This window comes from Psychrobacter sp. Arc29 (assembly GCF_041431175.1).
Classification (GTDB): domain Bacteria; phylum Pseudomonadota; class Gammaproteobacteria; order Pseudomonadales; family Moraxellaceae; genus Psychrobacter.
On record NZ_JASMRR010000009.1, the window covers coordinates 1 to 15735 of the forward strand.

Below are 15735 nucleotides of genomic sequence, written 5' to 3' on the forward strand. Positions count from 1 at the left end.
TTGGAGCGGGAAAAGAGATTCGAACTCTCGACCCCAACCTTGGCAAGGTTATGCTCTACCACTGAGCTATTCCCGCTGATTATCGAATCATCGTGTTGTTAACAACTACTCCGTCTCGATAGGCTGGCTATTTTAGCAAATATTCTGTGGGTGTCAACACCTTTTTTAAAAATTATGGCTAATATTTTCAGTCCAGACCTTCGTTTTTGAGAAAATGCAGCATAAGCAATTGATTTAAAAACAGGAATTACTTTTAGAAAGATATAAATTATTTTACATTAATAATAGCACTTTGAGGTTTTATCTTCTTTCATTGATACCTACTACTTCAGCTAAACCTTACTAGTCTACAATTTACCTTATGTGACGTTTGTACATGACTATAATTTTTTTTGCTATCACTATAAGCAAAACGTTACTTCATTATGAGCAATGTCTGTTTCACTTACAATCATACGCTCTATTGTTACTTTTCCTATCTTGGTTTTACTTGGTTAACATTATTATACTTATCTACAATGACAGCTCGAACAGGCTTTTACTGTCTTAGTAGGTGATTGGACGTCGATAAAAAGCCATAAAAAATAGCGCCATTACCTGTTGCAACGCGATTTACTTTGTTTGATTTTGCTTTTTACCATTTATCGAGAGGATGCTTTTTATGAAAAAACTATTGACCACTAGTGTGATGGCGGCTTCATTGTCCGCGCTGACATTGACTGGTTGTACCAGTACGACCAATACTGGTGCTATCGGCGTCGATCGTCAGCAGTTATTATTGGTTTCTAGCGAGCAAGTATTGCAGCTATCTGCACAGAGCTACGCTAAGACATTGCAAGATGCGAGATCAAAAGGTGTATTGGATACCAATACTGCTCAATTAAATCGCTTGAAAAACATTGCTAATCGTTTGGTTGGTCAAGTGGGTGTTTATCGTGCAGATGCGGCAAAATGGAAGTGGGAAGTACATACGATCAAATCTGACCAGTTGAACGCCTTCGTTATGCCAGGTGGTAAGGTTATGTTTTACTCAGGCATCATTGACCGTCTGAACTTAACTGATGATGAGATTGCTGCGATTATGGGTCATGAAATCTCTCACGCATTACGTGAGCACTCACGTGAACGCATCTCACGCGAGTACGCGACCCAAACAGGTATCGGTGTTGCTGCTAGCATCTTTGGTCTATCACAAGGTCAAGCGCAGCTAGCAAGCGTTGCTGGCGATCTAGGCTTAAGCCGTCCGCACAGCCGTACCCAAGAAAGTGAAGCTGATCAAATTGGTCTTGAGCTAATGGCGCGCGCAGGTTATAACCCGCAAGCCGCTATTACTCTATGGCAAAAAATGCAGCGTGCGAGCCAAGGCGAGCCGCCTCAATTCCTAAGCACTCACCCAACGAGCAGCAGCCGTATCGCGGAGCTACAATCGTTGATGCCAAAAGTAATGCCATTGTATCAAAGGTCGCGTCGTTAATACGTCGCCCTTTACTTTGATGTTTGATTTATCAAGTATGTAGATACAAAAAGCAAGGTATAGCCAACACGCTATGCTTTGCTTTTTTATTGGGGTTTGCTTAGACCGTACAGGCTTTTTAATCACGTACTATACCGATTGCTCTGTCTGTTATAATGCTGATAAATATCATTTGTAGATCGTCCAATAGTATTTAGCACAACATATTGAAGGATTATTATGAGTACCACACCTATCAAAGACGCACTTCACAATGAACTACAAGCGCTAGAACCGCAGTATATGGAACTTATCAACGAGTCGATGGCTCACTCAGGTTATTTTGAGGGCAAAGAGAGTCATTTTAAACTCACTATTGTGAGCAATGTCTTTGAAAATAAGCGGCTGGTGGGGCGTCACCAACTCATATATGGACTAGTTAATCCCCTACTAACCTCACAAGGTGGTCAGGTACATGCCCTTGCCATCCATGCATATACGCCAACAGAATGGCAAGGTCAAAGCCCCGATAGTCCGTTATGCGCAGGTCAAAACATATAGCCAACTATCCTACCTGACGATTCAATATCCTAAACAGGGCTACACGTTGCCATCCTAAAGGAGCAATTCTCAATGAAACATCTACATATGCTGATGGCGGTACTGACCGTTGTATTATTTTTATACCAAAGCTACTTAGTACTCAGCGCAAACCGACGCGCGCCACGCGTGGTCAAAATCGCCACTCATATTATCTATGCATTGCTTATCGTATCAGGCGCCATCATGCTCATGCAGCTGATGAGTGTTAATGCTCCTGTGCAGTGGGTATTTGCCAAAATCATCTTACTTATCGCAGCAATTAGCTCAAGCATCAAAGCCTTTAACGCCCATGCGACATCCACTCAAAGCAAAACAGGCATTCTCATTGCAGCTGTTGCCTATGTGGGCATTGTGATACTCGCCTTTGCTAAACCAGCCAATCTATTCTAATAGGTAGTGGTTATTATGATTATTGATTGTTATAGCGACTCTTCAATATCTCGAGTAACTAAGACCGCGCGGTTAAATGAGGTATCTAGATTGCATAGACAATCATGTTGATGCGGTCAGAAAATATGTATCTCGCTATACTTTTTAAATATCTTAATCACGCTATTTTTGCTATCTTAAATAGACATAAATACAATCACTTAGCCTAATGGAGCCACTATGAAAACGTTTATGACAGCGACACTACTGGCAACAGTTAGCGTTTTTGCGCTCTCAGGCTGTGCCTCTACTGGTAATGTCACGCCGCAATATGTGCCACCAAGTACTTATCAAAACTATGATTGCCAAGCATTGAGCCAAGAGTACAATCGCGTCAACCGTTATGTTGAAGCCGCCCGCAATGAGCAATCTACCTTGTCGGCATCAGGCGTGGGCGTGGGTATCTCTGCAGGACGTTGGGGCATCTCTCCCAATATTAGCTTTGGGGTTGGCAAAAGCAACAATACCAAAGCGCGTGATGCAAAGTTATCGCGGCTCTATGGTGAGCGTGATGCCATCGTACAAACTGCCCGTATTCAACGCTGTAGTTTTGCCAATGGCATCAAAATTTATGGTGAATAAGAGTCGGCAAAGAAAAAAGAGCGGTCATATCTCTAAAGCATGATCTCAAAATAAGCAAAAAAGCCAATACGCGCTCAGCATATTGGCTTTTTTATGGTTATAGCATAGTTATCGCTTTGCTAAGCAGTAAACTGCGCTGACGTATACTACTTTACTAAATTCTATTCCTGCAAGCTTTGCACCCACTGGACGATTTGGTTGCTTGGTAGTGCGCCTGACTGACGTGCAACTTCCTTACCACTCCTAAAAGCAACCATCGTCGGTAGGCTACGGATATTATAAGGGGCAGCCGCTTGCTCATATTTATCTGTTTGTACTTTGGCAAAGACCACATGCGGGAGTTGACCTGCAGCCGCTTTAAATTCCGGTGCCATCATAATACAGGGCTGGCACCAGCTCGCCCAAAAATCCACGACAGTCAATACATCGTTTTTTTGGATGACTTTACTGGCCGTTTGCGCGTTGAGCTCATGCGGACTTGCGGTTAATAATGGTTGACTGCATTTACCGCATTTTGGTGCCGCACTGATACGCGTAGCAGGCACACGATTGGTCGCTTGGCAATGTGGACATACTAAATGAAAACTTTGTTCGCTCATAATTTGATTCCTGTTTTAATTATTCTAATCGCTTTACTTCTTAAAGATTCATTGTTGGTATCTACGAATGAAAGCTGTCCGCAAAAGATGCTTGCATGAATAATTTTAACATAGTTGCTAATACTCGTTCTTTATACCACTTGCTGTGCCACACCGCTATATACGTAGCTCATCGGTCGTGGACCGGGTAAGTACGCTTCGCTCAACTCATCGATGACAAAACCACCTGCTCGAATCAATGCTGGAATATCACGATCTAAATGACAACCGCCTGCCATCGGTTTCCAAAAAGGCGTCAATCGATGCTGCCAGCGCTCGACAGAGACATCTGGTGCTAAGCCATGCTCACAGAACAGCAAGCGACCGTCAGGTTTCAGCACACGCGTCATTTCTTGTAATGCTGAGATCGGATCGTCAATACTGCATAGGGTAAAGGTCATAACAATAGTATCAAACCTATCCGTATCAGCATGAATACCCTGCACATCCACCGCTACCACATCAACTGGAACGCTAATGTCAGCTGCTCGCTGCCGTGCTAACGTCTGCATCTGAGCCGCTGGGTCAATACCGATGATGGTAGAGACTTTTTTGGAATCATAAAACTGCAAATTTAGACCGCTACCAATGCCAACCTCTAATACCTCACCGAGCGCCTGAGGAACAATTTTGGACCGAGCTTTCATTACATTGCCTGTGCTACAAGCGACATCTATCAGCTTCGGCAATACATAACGCTCGTATGGATTCACTGTCCTCTCCCTTTATTGAAACACTTAGCGCTTACAGGTATTCATACCAAGCATGCTATACAGAGGGCAAAAACGCGATAATCCTGTTAGTAAAGGAACTAAGCCGATAACGCCCCACCAACTGCCATAATATATACCTAATGCGATAATCACCACGCCAACAATAATACGTAGTAACCGTTCAGTACTGCCGATATTTATTTTCATGGCTGTGCCTTTTATATGTCATTTATTAGGTAGTAATGGTCACCCATAGCGCAACTTGGCTTATTCACCAAGGACATTAATGGGCACTTTTAGATAACGCGTACCGTTATCTTCTGGCTCTGGAAAGTTCCCCGCATCAATATTCACCTGTACCGCTGGGATAATCAGACGTGGCATGTCCAAGGTCGCATCGCGGCGTTCACGCATCTGCACAAACTCTGCTTCGTTGATACTGTCTTTGACGTGGATATTTTCTAATTTTTGGGCGGCAACCGTGGTCGTTGGGCAATGCTGGCGACCCTTACTAGGATAATCATGACACAGATACATCACAGTATCTTCAGGGAGTGCGAGCAGTTTTTGGATAGAGCGATAAAGCGTCTTTGCGTCACCACCTGGGAAATCACAGCGAGCGGTACCCACGTCAGGCGCAAACAATGTATCGCCGACGAACACCACTGTTTTCTCATTATCAGCAGCCATATAAGCCATATCAGCACGTGTATGTCCTGGCACATACATCGCAGTGATAGTGATACTACCAAGCGCTAACGCCTCACCATCGTCCGTCAAAATATCAAACTGACTGGCGTCAGTGCGGAAACTGGTATCAAAGTTAAAGATTTGCTTAAATATTTTCTGTACTTCAGTGATGTGTTGCCCTATGACTAGTTGTCCACCAAGGCTTTCTTTGACATGGATAGCCGCGGATAAATGATCAGCATGCGCATGAGTTTCAATAATGTATTCGAGCGTCCAATCATTTTCACGTACGAACTCAATGACCTCGTCAACGCTGCTCGTGCTCGTCCTGCCTGATTTTGCATCAAAATTTAATACTGGATCGACAATCGCACACACTTGCTGCTCGACATCGGCAAGTACATGAGTGTAGGTTTCTGTGTCTCTATCTAAGAAAGAATGAACTTGCATGGTTGCCTCTTTACTTATCTATGAATGTTTTTGCTATAGGGCTTTTTTTATCTCTAATTAACCCTTAAGTATGATATTGAGTCGTATATAATGTTTGCTTATATTTACGACTTTTTGTTATCACCAATATAGCAACTGCAATACATTTTATCAATTTATATAATGTAAATAATGATATCTTGCTATGTGGCGCGATATCATTGATAATCAACCATATATTATTAAAAATAATATGGCAGTGACTGCCCTATTATATAAGGAGCTTATTCTGGCTACTTCTAATTCAGCAATGAGTATGTCTACTCACAGCGCTAACGATGATGTGTCATCTGATAGCGCAGACTTTTCATCTATCGATCTTGCTAAACAAATGCAACAAGCCTCGATGCAAGCAAGCCAGCTACTAAAGTCGCTCTCGCACCCTGATCGTCTGCTTCTGCTTTGCCAGTTGACACAAGGTGAATACTGTGTCGGTGAGCTTGAAGGACTGGTCGGTGTTGGACAACCAAGCTTGTCGCAGCAGCTGGGTATCTTGCGTAAAGACGAGCTGGTTGCGACACGCCGTGAAGGCAAGCAAATCTACTATAGCATCGCAAGTGACGATGCCTTGGCCGTACTAGAGCTGCTTTATCAGAGATTTTGTGCCAAAACCGAATAATGCCGTACTCGCCTGACTGTTTTATACTGCTTTCTATCTTGGTGATGTATTGATATGTCTTTTATCGCTGCTCGTCTGATTCCTACTTGGCTGCGCCAATACCAGCTCAAAGCGTTACCGACCGATCTCGTCGCAGGACTGGTGGTGGGCGTACTGGTGATACCGCAGAGCCTAGGCTATGCAGTCCTTGCTGGTCTACCGCCCGTGTATGGTCTATATTCTGCGATCGTGCCTGTGCTCGTCTATGCTTGGCTGGGTTCTAGCAACGTACAAGCTGTTGGGCCCGTCGCGATCACCGCTATTATGACGGCCAGTGGTTTGCTACCTTATGCTGAGCAAGGCACAGAGCAGTATGCTCTGATGGCGAGTTTGCTGGCACTCATGGTAGGGGCGCTGCTGTGGATTGCAGGGCGGCTGAAGCTTGGCTGGATTATGCAGTTTATCAGTCGCGGGGTATCAGCAGGGTTTGTGAGCGGCGCGGCAGTGCTTATCTTTGTCAGTCAGCTAAAGTATCTGATGGCCATCCCCATCGCTGGTAGCAGCTTGGTTGGCTATTTATCTACCATGCAGCGCTATGCCAGTCAGGTGCATCCGCTGACCTTGGTGATTGGTATTATCGCATTTGCGCTTTTGGTCGCTAACCGCTATGCGAGTCAATGGGTATGGCGAACGTGGCTGTCATCATCGTATGCCAAATGGGCCGAACGTTTATTTCCACTGGTTTTACTGGGTATTGCCATTGTTCTGAGTATGCTATTGCACTGGAATTCGCTAGGGGTTGCGACCATTGGTAGTATTCCACAAGGTTTACCCAGCTTTACGCTACCGCATATGACCGACCTGCAAGAAGCGCTCAAGCTCTTGCCGACCGCAGGGTTGATGGCACTGATCGTCTTTGTCTCTAGCAGTTCCGTTGCAAGTACTTATGCACGCTTACGTGGTGAGAGCTTCGATGCCAACCATGAGCTGACTGGTCTTGGTCTTGCCAATCTGTCTGGCGGGCTGTTTCAAAGCTTTGCGGTCGCAGGTGGCTTTTCACGCACGGCGATCAATGCTGACTCAGGAGCAAAGACACCCCTTGCCAGCCTTGTGACGGTGCTGGTAATGATTGCCGCGCTGATTGCCTTTAGTAATGCACTCGCACCCTTGCCTTATGCGCTACTCGGTGCAACCATCATGGCTTCTATCATTGGCCTAATAGATATTGCGACCTTAAAGTCTGCTTGGCAACGCGATCGCTTGGATGGGTCTAGCTTCTTGGCAGCGTTCGTCGGTGTGCTTATATTTGGGCTCAATACAGGCTTGGTCATCGGGCTGATGGTGTCATTTGCCAGCCTTATCTGGCAATCAAGTAAGCCACATGTCGCCATCGTGGGACAGCTGGGCGGTACGGGACACTTTCGCAATATCAATCGTCACGATGTGGTGACTTTTAACAACTTATTGATGCTGCGTATCGATGAGAGTCTGTTTTTCGGTAATAGTGAATCGGTACATCGTCGTATTCTAAATGCCATGCAGCAATATCCAGCAGCGCAGGAAATTATTTTGATTATGGCCGCGGTCAATCATATTGATCTGACAGCACAAGAGATGCTCAGTACCTTGAATAAAGAGCTTGCGCTGCAAGACAAGCGCTTACATTTTAGTTTTATCAAAGGGCCTGTCATGGATGTCATCGGCCAGACTCCGCTCATTAGCGAGCTGTCAGGGCAGGTCTATCTCAGTACGTTAGATGCCGTCGATGCTTTAAAGGATAGATAGCGGCGTCATTATTTTTGTACCACGCTTTTAATCGCTACTGTCGTCTATCGTACAATATCGCTATGATATAGCCTGTGCTATGCTAGACCGACTGAATATAGATAATGGTACATAAACATATATCACCCTGTCGTTTCCGTCTCAACAATGCATGACCTTATTTTTATCATCTCTGCCAAGACCTCAATAATAAATATATATTAACAACGATAACTGAAGCTATTTATGACCGATGACATAACGATTTATAAGCAAATCTATCCAAGCCAATGTATCAAAATTGCCGAGCTTGGCTATCGCTCAGTGCTCAATATACGTCCAGACGCTGAGATCGAGACACAGCCCAACAGCTGTGATTTAGCGACCGCTACAAAGGAAGCAAATCTAACCTATCATCATCTACCATTTGATGATGAGCGTTTGAGTATGCTGACCGTAGAGCAGTTTGCTGACTTTTACCATGCGATGCCAAAGCCCATATTGATGTTTTGCGGTACTGGCGCGCGCGCCAAACTGTTGTATCAAAGCGCATTGATGCAGGGCTTGCTATAGTCATATTGCTCGTTTTGTCTCAATCACCAACGTATTTTACACCACCAACTGAACCAATAAAAAAGGAGCTCCTATGAGCCATGAAGTTAGCTTTACCGGACAGATCACCCCTGACCAAGTCCCTATGATTGCCGAAAATGGCTTTAAAACCATTATCAACAACCGTCCTGACGGTGAAGAACCAAATCAGCCAACCAGTGCAGAGATTGAAGCCGCTGCTAAAGAAGCAGGACTTGCGTATAAAGAAATATCATTTGCAGGTAACGAGCTGAATCAAACCCACGTCGAAGCATTTGCAGACTTCTTCAATCAAGCTGAGCAGCCAATGCTCATCTTTTGCCGTACGGGTAACCGCTCAAACGGTATCTATGAAGCCGCCAAGCAAATGGATTTATTAGACGACTAGTCTTTTGTCAAATTAACAAAATCTCCTACTACTTAAGATTAAAAATACCCGTCCACATATTGGATGGGCTTTTTTTTTGGGATATCATTTAAATGATAGAGATATCACGCAAGTTATAGACTGGTTAATTTTCGACATTGAGCACATAATCAAAAGTCACTGTGATCGTTGAATAGGATTTAAAAATGCAAAAACCACTACTGATTATCGGCAATAAAAACTACTCATCTTGGTCGCTGCGCGCTTGGCTGTTGTTAAAAGCGTTCGATGTTGACTTTGACGAGCAGCTCATCGAATTACTTCATCCATCGGCCCATCCAATACTTTAGGCGCATTCGCCAACGGGAAAAGTTCCTGTATTGGCCTATGGTGAAGGCAATGAAAAAGTCACTGTTTGGGATACGCTCGCCATTGCGATGCATGTTAATGAGTATTTTACGGACATCAATATTTGGACAGGCATCAAAAAATCTGACACTAACGCTCAAACTGACCATCAAAACAGAATCAACAATGCTTATTGCCAAAGCATCATTGCTGAGATGCATTCAGGATTATCAGGTATTCGTAATGAGATGCCGATGAATATCAGAGCAACTACTAAAATACATCCAAGTGAGGCGTGCTTATCTGATATTGCTCGTATTGAGGCTATTTTTGCCGATTGCTTAAAGGAACGTTCAGAAGACAGCTATTTGTTTGGACATTTCACAGCAGCTGATGTCTTTTTTGCCCCAGTAGTGCTGCAATTACAGACCTATGCTGATGCGTCCAATATCACTTTGCAACCATTGACTAAGCAGTATTACCAGACCATGCTGAATAATCAGCATATCAAGACTTGGATTCAAGCAGCACTACAAGAGACACGGATTATCAAAGAAGATGAAGCGGGTGAGATTGTCTCATTATCGGGTGTTTTGTCAGCTAAATAATACTTTCCACAAAAAAACCACTTCAGCTGAGCCAAAGTGGTTTTTTTTAATAAGACGTTGAGCGTATTACTGTTTTTGCTCTAACGCCTCTTTTACTGCTTTTTTGCCCCATGCACTCAGATCGAGATCTAATTTCTCATACTCTTGCGCATCGAATAATGGCTCTTTGACGCCTGATTTTAATTGACGGGCAAAGTCGTCAAGTAAGCGCTTGGCACGTGGGAACAGCATAATTAAGGCGAGTAAGTTGGCTAGTGCGAGTACGCCCATCAATGGATCAGCGAAGAAGAAGACAGTGGTTGCCGCAGGTGCTACCGCGCCCAAGAACAAGATCGCAATCACCACAATGCGTAATACCAAGGTCGCTGCTTTGATATTCTTCTTGACCAAGAAGTTAATCGCATTTTCGCCCATATAGTAGTTATACATGATAGAGCTTAGTGCAAACAGCAATAGCGAGATGGTTAACACATACTGTGACCAGTCGCCCAGCTGAGCGGTGAGCGCTTGCTGCGCCAGTACAATACCATCAACTTCGGCACCTGGTTGATAAACGCCGCTGAGCAAAATCATGAATGCCGTAGCACTACACACAACAATCGTATCAATAAATACCGATAGGGACTGCGAGATACCTTGGCTCACAGGATGCGTGGCATAAGCGGTCGCCGCGATGTTAGGCGCAGAACCCAAACCTGCCTCATTAGAGAACAGACCGCGCTTCATGCCTTGCTCAATCGCCACACCGATACCACCGCCAACGACGGATTCAATACCAAATGCATTTTTAACAATCATCGCCATCAATGCAGGCAGATCGGCGATATTCAACACGATGATAATTAGTGCCATCCCAATGTAAATCAGCGCCATTACAGGAATCACAACGTCAGCGACTTTTGCAATACGCTGGATACCACCAAAGACGATAAATCCACCCGCAACCACCAGTACCGCACCTGATATCCAGCGATCAATCCCGAAGCTCTCAAGCGCGGAACCTGCTACCGTATTACCTTGGAATGCGATAAATCCAATGGAGAAAGATAGGAGTAAAGCAATAGCATAAATGACAGCGAGCCAACGATAATCTTTACCTAAACCGTGTAAAATATAAGTTGCAGGGCCGCCGCGAAAGTTACCATCATTATCTCTGCGCTTGTAAAGCTGAGCCAAGCTACACTCAACAATACTGGTCATCATGCCGATGAGGGCCACAACCCACATCCAAAAAACCGCACCGGGACCACCCAAAGAGATTGCAACGGCAACACCAGCAATGTTACCACCGCCAACACGTCCACCGATCGATACGAGCAACGCCTGACGGGCAGAAATCCCATCGTCTCCTACTTCGTCCGTCTTAAACACACGGAACATACGTTTAAAATATGTAAACTGAGCGAACCTGCCCACAATGGTAAATAATAGACCAAAAATAATTAACATAGGCACGAGTGCCCAGCCCCACGTTAGATCCCCGACTAGGGCAAAAAAAGATTCTATATATTCCATGCCTATTTTCCTTATAGTTCATGACGCTATGATAGGTTTTATTGGGCTTATTATCGCATCTAAGACCCGTATTTGTAACGCAAATGGCGCATTTGTAACGTAAATGATGACATTTTTCGAGAAAAATTGCTTTATTCACTCATCAAAATGACTGGTTTTTAAACTTTAGGCGCTATTCTATAGAAAAATTCCTATAAAAACGCAAAAAAAAGCCACCTCAATTGAGGTGGCTTTTTCTTCTGATACTGAAGCTTACTGCATAACCAAATATTCAAACGCTGACAATGCTGCTTTACTACCCTCACCCATTGCAATATTAATCTGCTTGAATGGTACGGTAGTTACATCACCACAGGCAAAGATACCTTTGCGATCTGTACGGCAGCGCTCATCGATCTCAATCTCACCAAAGCGGTTTAAATCGACAAAGCCTTTGATAAATCCAGTGTTTGGTACGAGACCGATTTGTACAAACACGCCTGATAAATCACGCTCATGCGTCTCGCCTGTGCTGCGGTCCTGATAGACGATGGACGATACTTTGCCATCAGTCGCCTTAATTTCTTGTGTCGCAGCACCAGTGATGAATTCAATATTAGATTTTTCTTTGGCTTTGTTGATTAACACTTGGTCTGCTTTTAACTCATCAGCGAACTCTAAAACCGTGACGTGCTTGACGATACCTGCCAAATCTAGCGCGGCCTCAACGCCTGAGTTACCACCGCCGATGACTGAGATATCTTTACCTTTGAAGAAGGGACCGTCGCAGTGGGCACAAAACGCCACGCCTTTACCGATGTTTTCTTCTTCGCCCGGTACGCCAAGCTTACGCCACTGGGCACCTGTCGCTAAGATAATACTGCGAGTCTCAAACGTCTCACCAGTATTTAGGTTGATGCTGTAGTTCTCTTCTTCTGTCTCGCCGATATCTTTCACACTGACATGCTCTTTTAGCGTGATATTGTACTCAGACAAGTGCTTAACGAAATTGGTCGATAAATCAGTACCATTCGTTAAGGGCACAGAGATTAAGTTTTCGATATCTTGCGTGTCTTTGACCTGGCCACCGATACGATCAGCAACCATGGTCACTTTCAGACCTTTACGCGCGGTATAAATAGCTGCTGCAACGCCCGCAGGACCCGCACCGATGATAGTGACATCTTGCTGCTCTAATTGCTCAGCGTCATCTTCCACATCTGCCAGCAAATCTGGGAACTGCTCTTGTAATTTTCCAATCAATTTAGCCGTGTCGATCAACCCATTTGCAAACGGCTTTCCGTTCAAGAATACGGCCGGTACACCTTGGATTTTGTTTGCTTCGACTTGCTCTTGGAATAGCGCGCCATCGATCATCTCATTGCTGATACCATCGTTTAGTAGCGCAAATTGGTTCAACGCCTGAACCACTTCTGGGCAGCTATGGCACGATAATGACACATAGGTCTGGAACTGTAATGGCTTATTAAAACGCTTGACCAGCTTTTGGATACCGTCGTCCAATTTTAGCGTATGACCACCCGCTTGCAAAATGGCTAGGATCAATGAGGTAAACTCATGACCACCAGGAATACCACTGAATACGATACCTGTGTCAGCAGTCTCTCCATCGATATGACTGACTACTTTAAAACTAATCGCGCTTGGCAGGCTGTCGTCAGTCGCTTCTGCATCGAAGTTAATTTTGTCAGTTGTACCAGCAATCTTGGTCAAAAAATCAATGAGTTCAGCGCGTTTGTTGTGCTCACCGCTACCCAATACAAAAGTAATCGGGCGCGTCATGTTTTCGCTATATGTCTTAACTGCGTCTAATAAATTCTGATCTATCATGTTTGTTCCTCATTATGACTGAATATGTAACGGCAACTGTCATGCTGCACGCCTAAATATGAAATTCTTACACTTAATAATTTTATAAAAAATATTGTATATATCGAGCTTTCGCTCTTGAATGACCCTATTATCAGGTGTTCTCAGCATTTGGGCAAGCTGAGAAACTCAAACCTTACGTTTTATAAAACCAATCGTTAATAGTTTTAATTAATTAAATGCAAATACACTGGTGGATAATAGCGATAGTAACTGGGTTATTTTTTCGCTAAAATCGAGAATAGTTCTTAAGTTAAGCCGTCTTTTTAAAACAATACGCACTGCTTGTGACAAGCTTGCGTTTCATGACAAGGATGAACACATGAGAAAAACAGATACTTTCCACGATAATAGAGATATTATTGCCGAACTGAAGCTCAAAGACAGTCATTTTGCGAGTATTTTTGATGAGCATACCGAGCTTGACCAAAAGATTAATTACCTCGAAAAAGATCTAGTCAAGCATGCTAGCCGTGAAGAAGAAATAGAGCAAATGAAACGGCGTAAATTACATCTCAAAGACGAGATTTATAAGATTATTGATAAAAATAAAGAACAATCTCGCGCCTGATACTACGCCTACTACGCTTATGATCAACAAATAAGACTCATAAGGTTGTAGCTAGCGCCATAAAAAGACCCCATCAACATCAGTTAATGGGGTCTTTATTTGTAGAACTGATTCATACTAAAAGTATGAATCAGTTCTACTTTATCTAAGCGATGAAATAACTACTTAGATTTTACCAACTAGGTCAAGACTTGGCTTAAGTGTATCGCCGCCTTGTTCCCAAGCTGCTGGGCAAACTTCGCCGTCGTTTTCACGAACGTACTGAGCTGCTTTTACTTTACGTAGCATGTCTTTTGCGCTACGGCCGATACCGCCTGCATGGATTTCAGCGACTTGAATCAAGCCATCAGGATCCACTAGAAATGTACCGCGCTCTGCTAGACCCGCTTCTTCGATCATCACGTTAAAGCCGCGAGTGATTTTACCAGTAGGATCGCCGATCATTGGATACTGTACTTTGCCGATTGCTTCTGAAGAATCATGCCATGCTTTGTGCGTGAAATGCGTGTCAGTTGATACTGAGTATACTTCAACACCCAAACCTTTTAGCTCGTCGTAATGAGCGGCCATGTCTTCTAGCTCAGTTGGGCAAACAAACGTGAAATCAGCTGGGTAAAATAGGAAAATTGCCCAGTTGCCTTTTACGTCTTCTGAAGTGATAGTTTTGAACTCACCGTTTACATACGCATCTGCTGAAAATTCTGGGATTGCTTGATTAATAATAGACGCCATGATTGGCTCCTCTCTCGTTAAGTAAATTAAAATTATTTATAGGGATTTTTTAACTAGCCCTTTAGCTTTCTGGGCTACCCGACAAACTATACGCGAATTCTATGGTTAATCCAGTTAAAAGTTTTTAATGTGATGTTTTGTTTTATTAAACTTGTTAAACTATTCTCTCTATATCCTATCATTGGTACATAACTGGTAATTTGCTGCCTTATAAAGGTTGGCTGACATGATAAATTACATTAAAAACCCATTAAAAGAGAGGTTTTATGATTACTTTACGACAACTTGAGTTTGCCCTAGCCGTGGCCAAACATCGTCACTTCAAACGTGCTGCCGAAGATTGTAATATTTCGCAGTCTGCCCTGAGCTTGGGTATCGCAGAATTAGAAAAACAGCTGGATACGCAGATTTTTGAGCGCAATAACAAACAAGTACTGATTACTCCTATCGGTCAAGAAATTCTCACAAGGGCGCAGCGAGTGTTCTCTGAAGTGAGCGATTTGACCACGCGCGCCCATAGCCATCAGACACCGCTGGCGTATCCAATGACTGTTGGTATCATTCCCACGATTGCGCCTTACTTGCTACCAAAAGTATTGCCTGCCCTGCGTGCTCAATATCCAGAGTTCCGCATGACCATCGTTGAGCAGCAAACCGAGCGGTTGCTCGAACAAGTGCGCTACGGTCATATCGATACCGCTATCATTGCGCTGCCTTATGCTGTAGATGGCCTGCACAGTTTTGAGTTTTGGAGTGAAGACTTCTTTGCCGTCTTCCCAAAAGACGATGTACATGCCAAGCTTGATACCATCAATGCTGACGAGTTGGCCACTGCCAATCTCATGCTATTAGGCGAAGGGCACTGCCTAACTGATCAGACGCTATCTGTCTGTCATTTTGACCGTGCACAGATGAAGTCAAGCTTCTCGGATGCTAGTCTAAACACTTTGATTCAAATGGCGCTTGCCAATATGGGCACGACGCTAGTGCCTGAAATGGCGCTCGATCAGTTGCACCTGCAAAACCAAAATGCCGTCGCTGTACCACTGGCTGAAGAAGGACCACACCGCCATATTGCTTTTGTCACCCGCTTAAACTATGCGCGTGTCGATGATGTTAGCTTGCTTGGCGAAGTATTTAATAAAGCGTTTAAAGATGCGGCCAATACAAAATAA

Annotated in this window: 19 protein-coding genes and 1 tRNA gene; 12 read left to right on the plus strand and 8 right to left on the minus strand. The window is 44.0% G+C overall.

Annotated elements, in window-relative coordinates; all coding sequences use genetic code 11:
• Position 1 precedes the first annotated feature (1 nt).
• Positions 2–76 (minus strand) — tRNA-Gly (locus QO189_RS11750).
• A 585-nt stretch (positions 77–661) separates the two neighbouring features.
• Between QO189_RS11750 and QO189_RS11755 the strand changes: the two genes are divergently transcribed.
• The 4 genes from QO189_RS11755 (at position 662) to QO189_RS11770 (ending at position 3067) form a co-directional block, all read left to right on the plus strand.
• Positions 662–1474, plus strand: a complete 813-nt coding sequence (locus tag QO189_RS11755) for a M48 family metallopeptidase (RefSeq protein WP_201597965.1) — start codon at positions 662–664, stop codon at positions 1472–1474.
• Between the two features lie 219 nt (positions 1475–1693).
• Complete coding sequence (locus QO189_RS11760; RefSeq protein WP_371532852.1) at positions 1694–2014, plus strand: BolA family protein; 321 nt, start codon at positions 1694–1696, stop codon at positions 2012–2014.
• A 72-nt stretch (positions 2015–2086) separates the two neighbouring features.
• Entirely contained in the window at positions 2087–2446 is a 360-nt protein-coding gene (locus QO189_RS11765) for a SirB2 family protein (RefSeq protein WP_371532853.1), read from the plus strand.
• A gap of 219 nt (positions 2447–2665) precedes the next feature.
• Entirely contained in the window at positions 2666–3067 is a 402-nt protein-coding gene (locus tag QO189_RS11770; protein ID WP_371532854.1) for a hypothetical protein, read from the plus strand.
• A gap of 161 nt (positions 3068–3228) precedes the next feature.
• Here QO189_RS11770 and trxC read toward each other — a convergent pair whose 3' ends face one another.
• The 4 genes from trxC to QO189_RS11790 form a co-directional block, all read right to left on the minus strand.
• Complete coding sequence (gene trxC, locus QO189_RS11775; protein WP_371532855.1) at positions 3229–3666, minus strand: thioredoxin TrxC; 438 nt, start codon at positions 3664–3666, stop codon at positions 3229–3231.
• Between the two features lie 131 nt (positions 3667–3797).
• The gene (locus QO189_RS11780; RefSeq protein WP_371532856.1) at positions 3798–4418 is read right to left on the minus strand and encodes a class I SAM-dependent methyltransferase; all 621 of its coding nucleotides are present in this window, start codon (positions 4416–4418) and stop codon (positions 3798–3800) included.
• A gap of 24 nt (positions 4419–4442) precedes the next feature.
• Positions 4443–4625 carry a DUF2892 domain-containing protein gene (locus tag QO189_RS11785; protein WP_201597955.1) on the minus strand — a complete coding sequence of 61 codons (183 nt, stop codon included), beginning with the start codon at positions 4623–4625 and terminating at the stop codon, positions 4443–4445.
• A gap of 60 nt (positions 4626–4685) precedes the next feature.
• The gene (locus tag QO189_RS11790) at positions 4686–5558 is read right to left on the minus strand and encodes an MBL fold metallo-hydrolase (RefSeq protein ID WP_371532857.1); all 873 of its coding nucleotides are present in this window, start codon (positions 5556–5558) and stop codon (positions 4686–4688) included.
• 370 nt (positions 5559–5928) lie between these two features.
• On the opposite strand from QO189_RS11790, the gene QO189_RS11795 reads away from it, so the two are divergent.
• The 6 genes from QO189_RS11795 (at position 5929) to QO189_RS11820 (ending at position 9873) form a co-directional block, all read left to right on the plus strand.
• Entirely contained in the window at positions 5929–6216 is a 288-nt protein-coding gene (locus QO189_RS11795) for a metalloregulator ArsR/SmtB family transcription factor (protein ID WP_201598179.1), read from the plus strand.
• Between the two features lie 54 nt (positions 6217–6270).
• On the plus strand, positions 6271–7980 hold the full coding sequence (locus QO189_RS11800; protein ID WP_371532858.1) for a SulP family inorganic anion transporter: 1710 nt from the start codon (positions 6271–6273) through the stop codon (positions 7978–7980).
• Positions 7981–8205: 225 nt separating this feature from the next.
• Positions 8206–8532: a beta-lactamase hydrolase domain-containing protein gene (locus tag QO189_RS11805; RefSeq protein ID WP_371532859.1), complete on the plus strand. Its 327-nt coding sequence runs from the start codon at positions 8206–8208 to the stop codon at positions 8530–8532.
• Between the two features lie 73 nt (positions 8533–8605).
• Positions 8606–8938, plus strand: coding sequence for a TIGR01244 family sulfur transferase (locus QO189_RS11810; protein ID WP_058025716.1), 333 nt, complete (start codon positions 8606–8608; stop codon positions 8936–8938).
• A gap of 185 nt (positions 8939–9123) precedes the next feature.
• Entirely contained in the window at positions 9124–9267 is a 144-nt protein-coding gene (locus QO189_RS11815) for a hypothetical protein (protein WP_371532860.1), read from the plus strand.
• 30 nt (positions 9268–9297) lie between these two features.
• Positions 9298–9873 carry a glutathione S-transferase family protein gene (locus QO189_RS11820; protein WP_371532861.1) on the plus strand — a complete coding sequence of 192 codons (576 nt, stop codon included), beginning with the start codon at positions 9298–9300 and terminating at the stop codon, positions 9871–9873.
• 66 nt (positions 9874–9939) lie between these two features.
• On the opposite strand, the gene QO189_RS11825 is transcribed toward QO189_RS11820, so the two are convergent.
• Together QO189_RS11825 and ahpF are read right to left on the minus strand one after the other, a co-directional pair.
• Positions 9940–11388 carry a sodium:alanine symporter family protein gene (locus QO189_RS11825; protein ID WP_277077480.1) on the minus strand — a complete coding sequence of 483 codons (1449 nt, stop codon included), beginning with the start codon at positions 11386–11388 and terminating at the stop codon, positions 9940–9942.
• 252 nt (positions 11389–11640) lie between these two features.
• Positions 11641–13218, minus strand: a complete 1578-nt coding sequence (gene ahpF, locus QO189_RS11830) for an alkyl hydroperoxide reductase subunit F (protein WP_371532862.1) — start codon at positions 13216–13218, stop codon at positions 11641–11643.
• Positions 13219–13579: 361 nt separating this feature from the next.
• Between ahpF and QO189_RS11835 the strand changes: the two genes are divergently transcribed.
• Positions 13580–13828, plus strand: coding sequence for a YdcH family protein (locus QO189_RS11835; RefSeq protein ID WP_240365428.1), 249 nt, complete (start codon positions 13580–13582; stop codon positions 13826–13828).
• Between the two features lie 165 nt (positions 13829–13993).
• Here the strand turns inward: QO189_RS11835 and ahpC are convergent, their stop codons facing one another.
• On the minus strand, positions 13994–14560 hold the full coding sequence (gene ahpC / locus QO189_RS11840) for an alkyl hydroperoxide reductase subunit C (RefSeq protein WP_058025494.1): 567 nt from the start codon (positions 14558–14560) through the stop codon (positions 13994–13996).
• Between the two features lie 266 nt (positions 14561–14826).
• Between ahpC and QO189_RS11845 the strand changes: the two genes are divergently transcribed.
• Positions 14827–15735 carry a hydrogen peroxide-inducible genes activator gene (locus QO189_RS11845; protein WP_371532863.1) on the plus strand — a complete coding sequence of 303 codons (909 nt, stop codon included), beginning with the start codon at positions 14827–14829 and terminating at the stop codon, positions 15733–15735.

Coding starts and splice junctions, on each gene's coding strand:
- QO189_RS11790 (WP_371532857.1), bottom strand. CDS start 5,558: ATGCAAGTTCATTCTTTCTTAGATAGAGACACAGAAACCTACACTCAT.
- QO189_RS11785 (WP_201597955.1), bottom strand. CDS start 4,625: ATGAAAATAAATATCGGCAGTACTGAACGGTTACTACGTATTATTGTT.
- QO189_RS11845 (WP_371532863.1), top strand. CDS start 14,827: ATGATTACTTTACGACAACTTGAGTTTGCCCTAGCCGTGGCCAAACAT.
- QO189_RS11795 (WP_201598179.1), top strand. CDS start 5,929: ATGCAACAAGCCTCGATGCAAGCAAGCCAGCTACTAAAGTCGCTCTCG.
- QO189_RS11800 (WP_371532858.1), top strand. CDS start 6,271: ATGTCTTTTATCGCTGCTCGTCTGATTCCTACTTGGCTGCGCCAATAC.
- QO189_RS11760 (WP_371532852.1), top strand. CDS start 1,694: ATGAGTACCACACCTATCAAAGACGCACTTCACAATGAACTACAAGCG.
- QO189_RS11765 (WP_371532853.1), top strand. CDS start 2,087: ATGAAACATCTACATATGCTGATGGCGGTACTGACCGTTGTATTATTT.
- ahpF (WP_371532862.1), bottom strand. CDS start 13,218: ATGATAGATCAGAATTTATTAGACGCAGTTAAGACATATAGCGAAAAC.
- QO189_RS11805 (WP_371532859.1), top strand. CDS start 8,206: ATGACCGATGACATAACGATTTATAAGCAAATCTATCCAAGCCAATGT.
- QO189_RS11815 (WP_371532860.1), top strand. CDS start 9,124: ATGCAAAAACCACTACTGATTATCGGCAATAAAAACTACTCATCTTGG.
- trxC (WP_371532855.1), bottom strand. CDS start 3,666: ATGAGCGAACAAAGTTTTCATTTAGTATGTCCACATTGCCAAGCGACC.
- QO189_RS11835 (WP_240365428.1), top strand. CDS start 13,580: ATGAGAAAAACAGATACTTTCCACGATAATAGAGATATTATTGCCGAA.
- QO189_RS11770 (WP_371532854.1), top strand. CDS start 2,666: ATGAAAACGTTTATGACAGCGACACTACTGGCAACAGTTAGCGTTTTT.
- QO189_RS11810 (WP_058025716.1), top strand. CDS start 8,606: ATGAGCCATGAAGTTAGCTTTACCGGACAGATCACCCCTGACCAAGTC.
- QO189_RS11825 (WP_277077480.1), bottom strand. CDS start 11,388: ATGGAATATATAGAATCTTTTTTTGCCCTAGTCGGGGATCTAACGTGG.
- QO189_RS11755 (WP_201597965.1), top strand. CDS start 662: ATGAAAAAACTATTGACCACTAGTGTGATGGCGGCTTCATTGTCCGCG.
- ahpC (WP_058025494.1), bottom strand. CDS start 14,560: ATGGCGTCTATTATTAATCAAGCAATCCCAGAATTTTCAGCAGATGCG.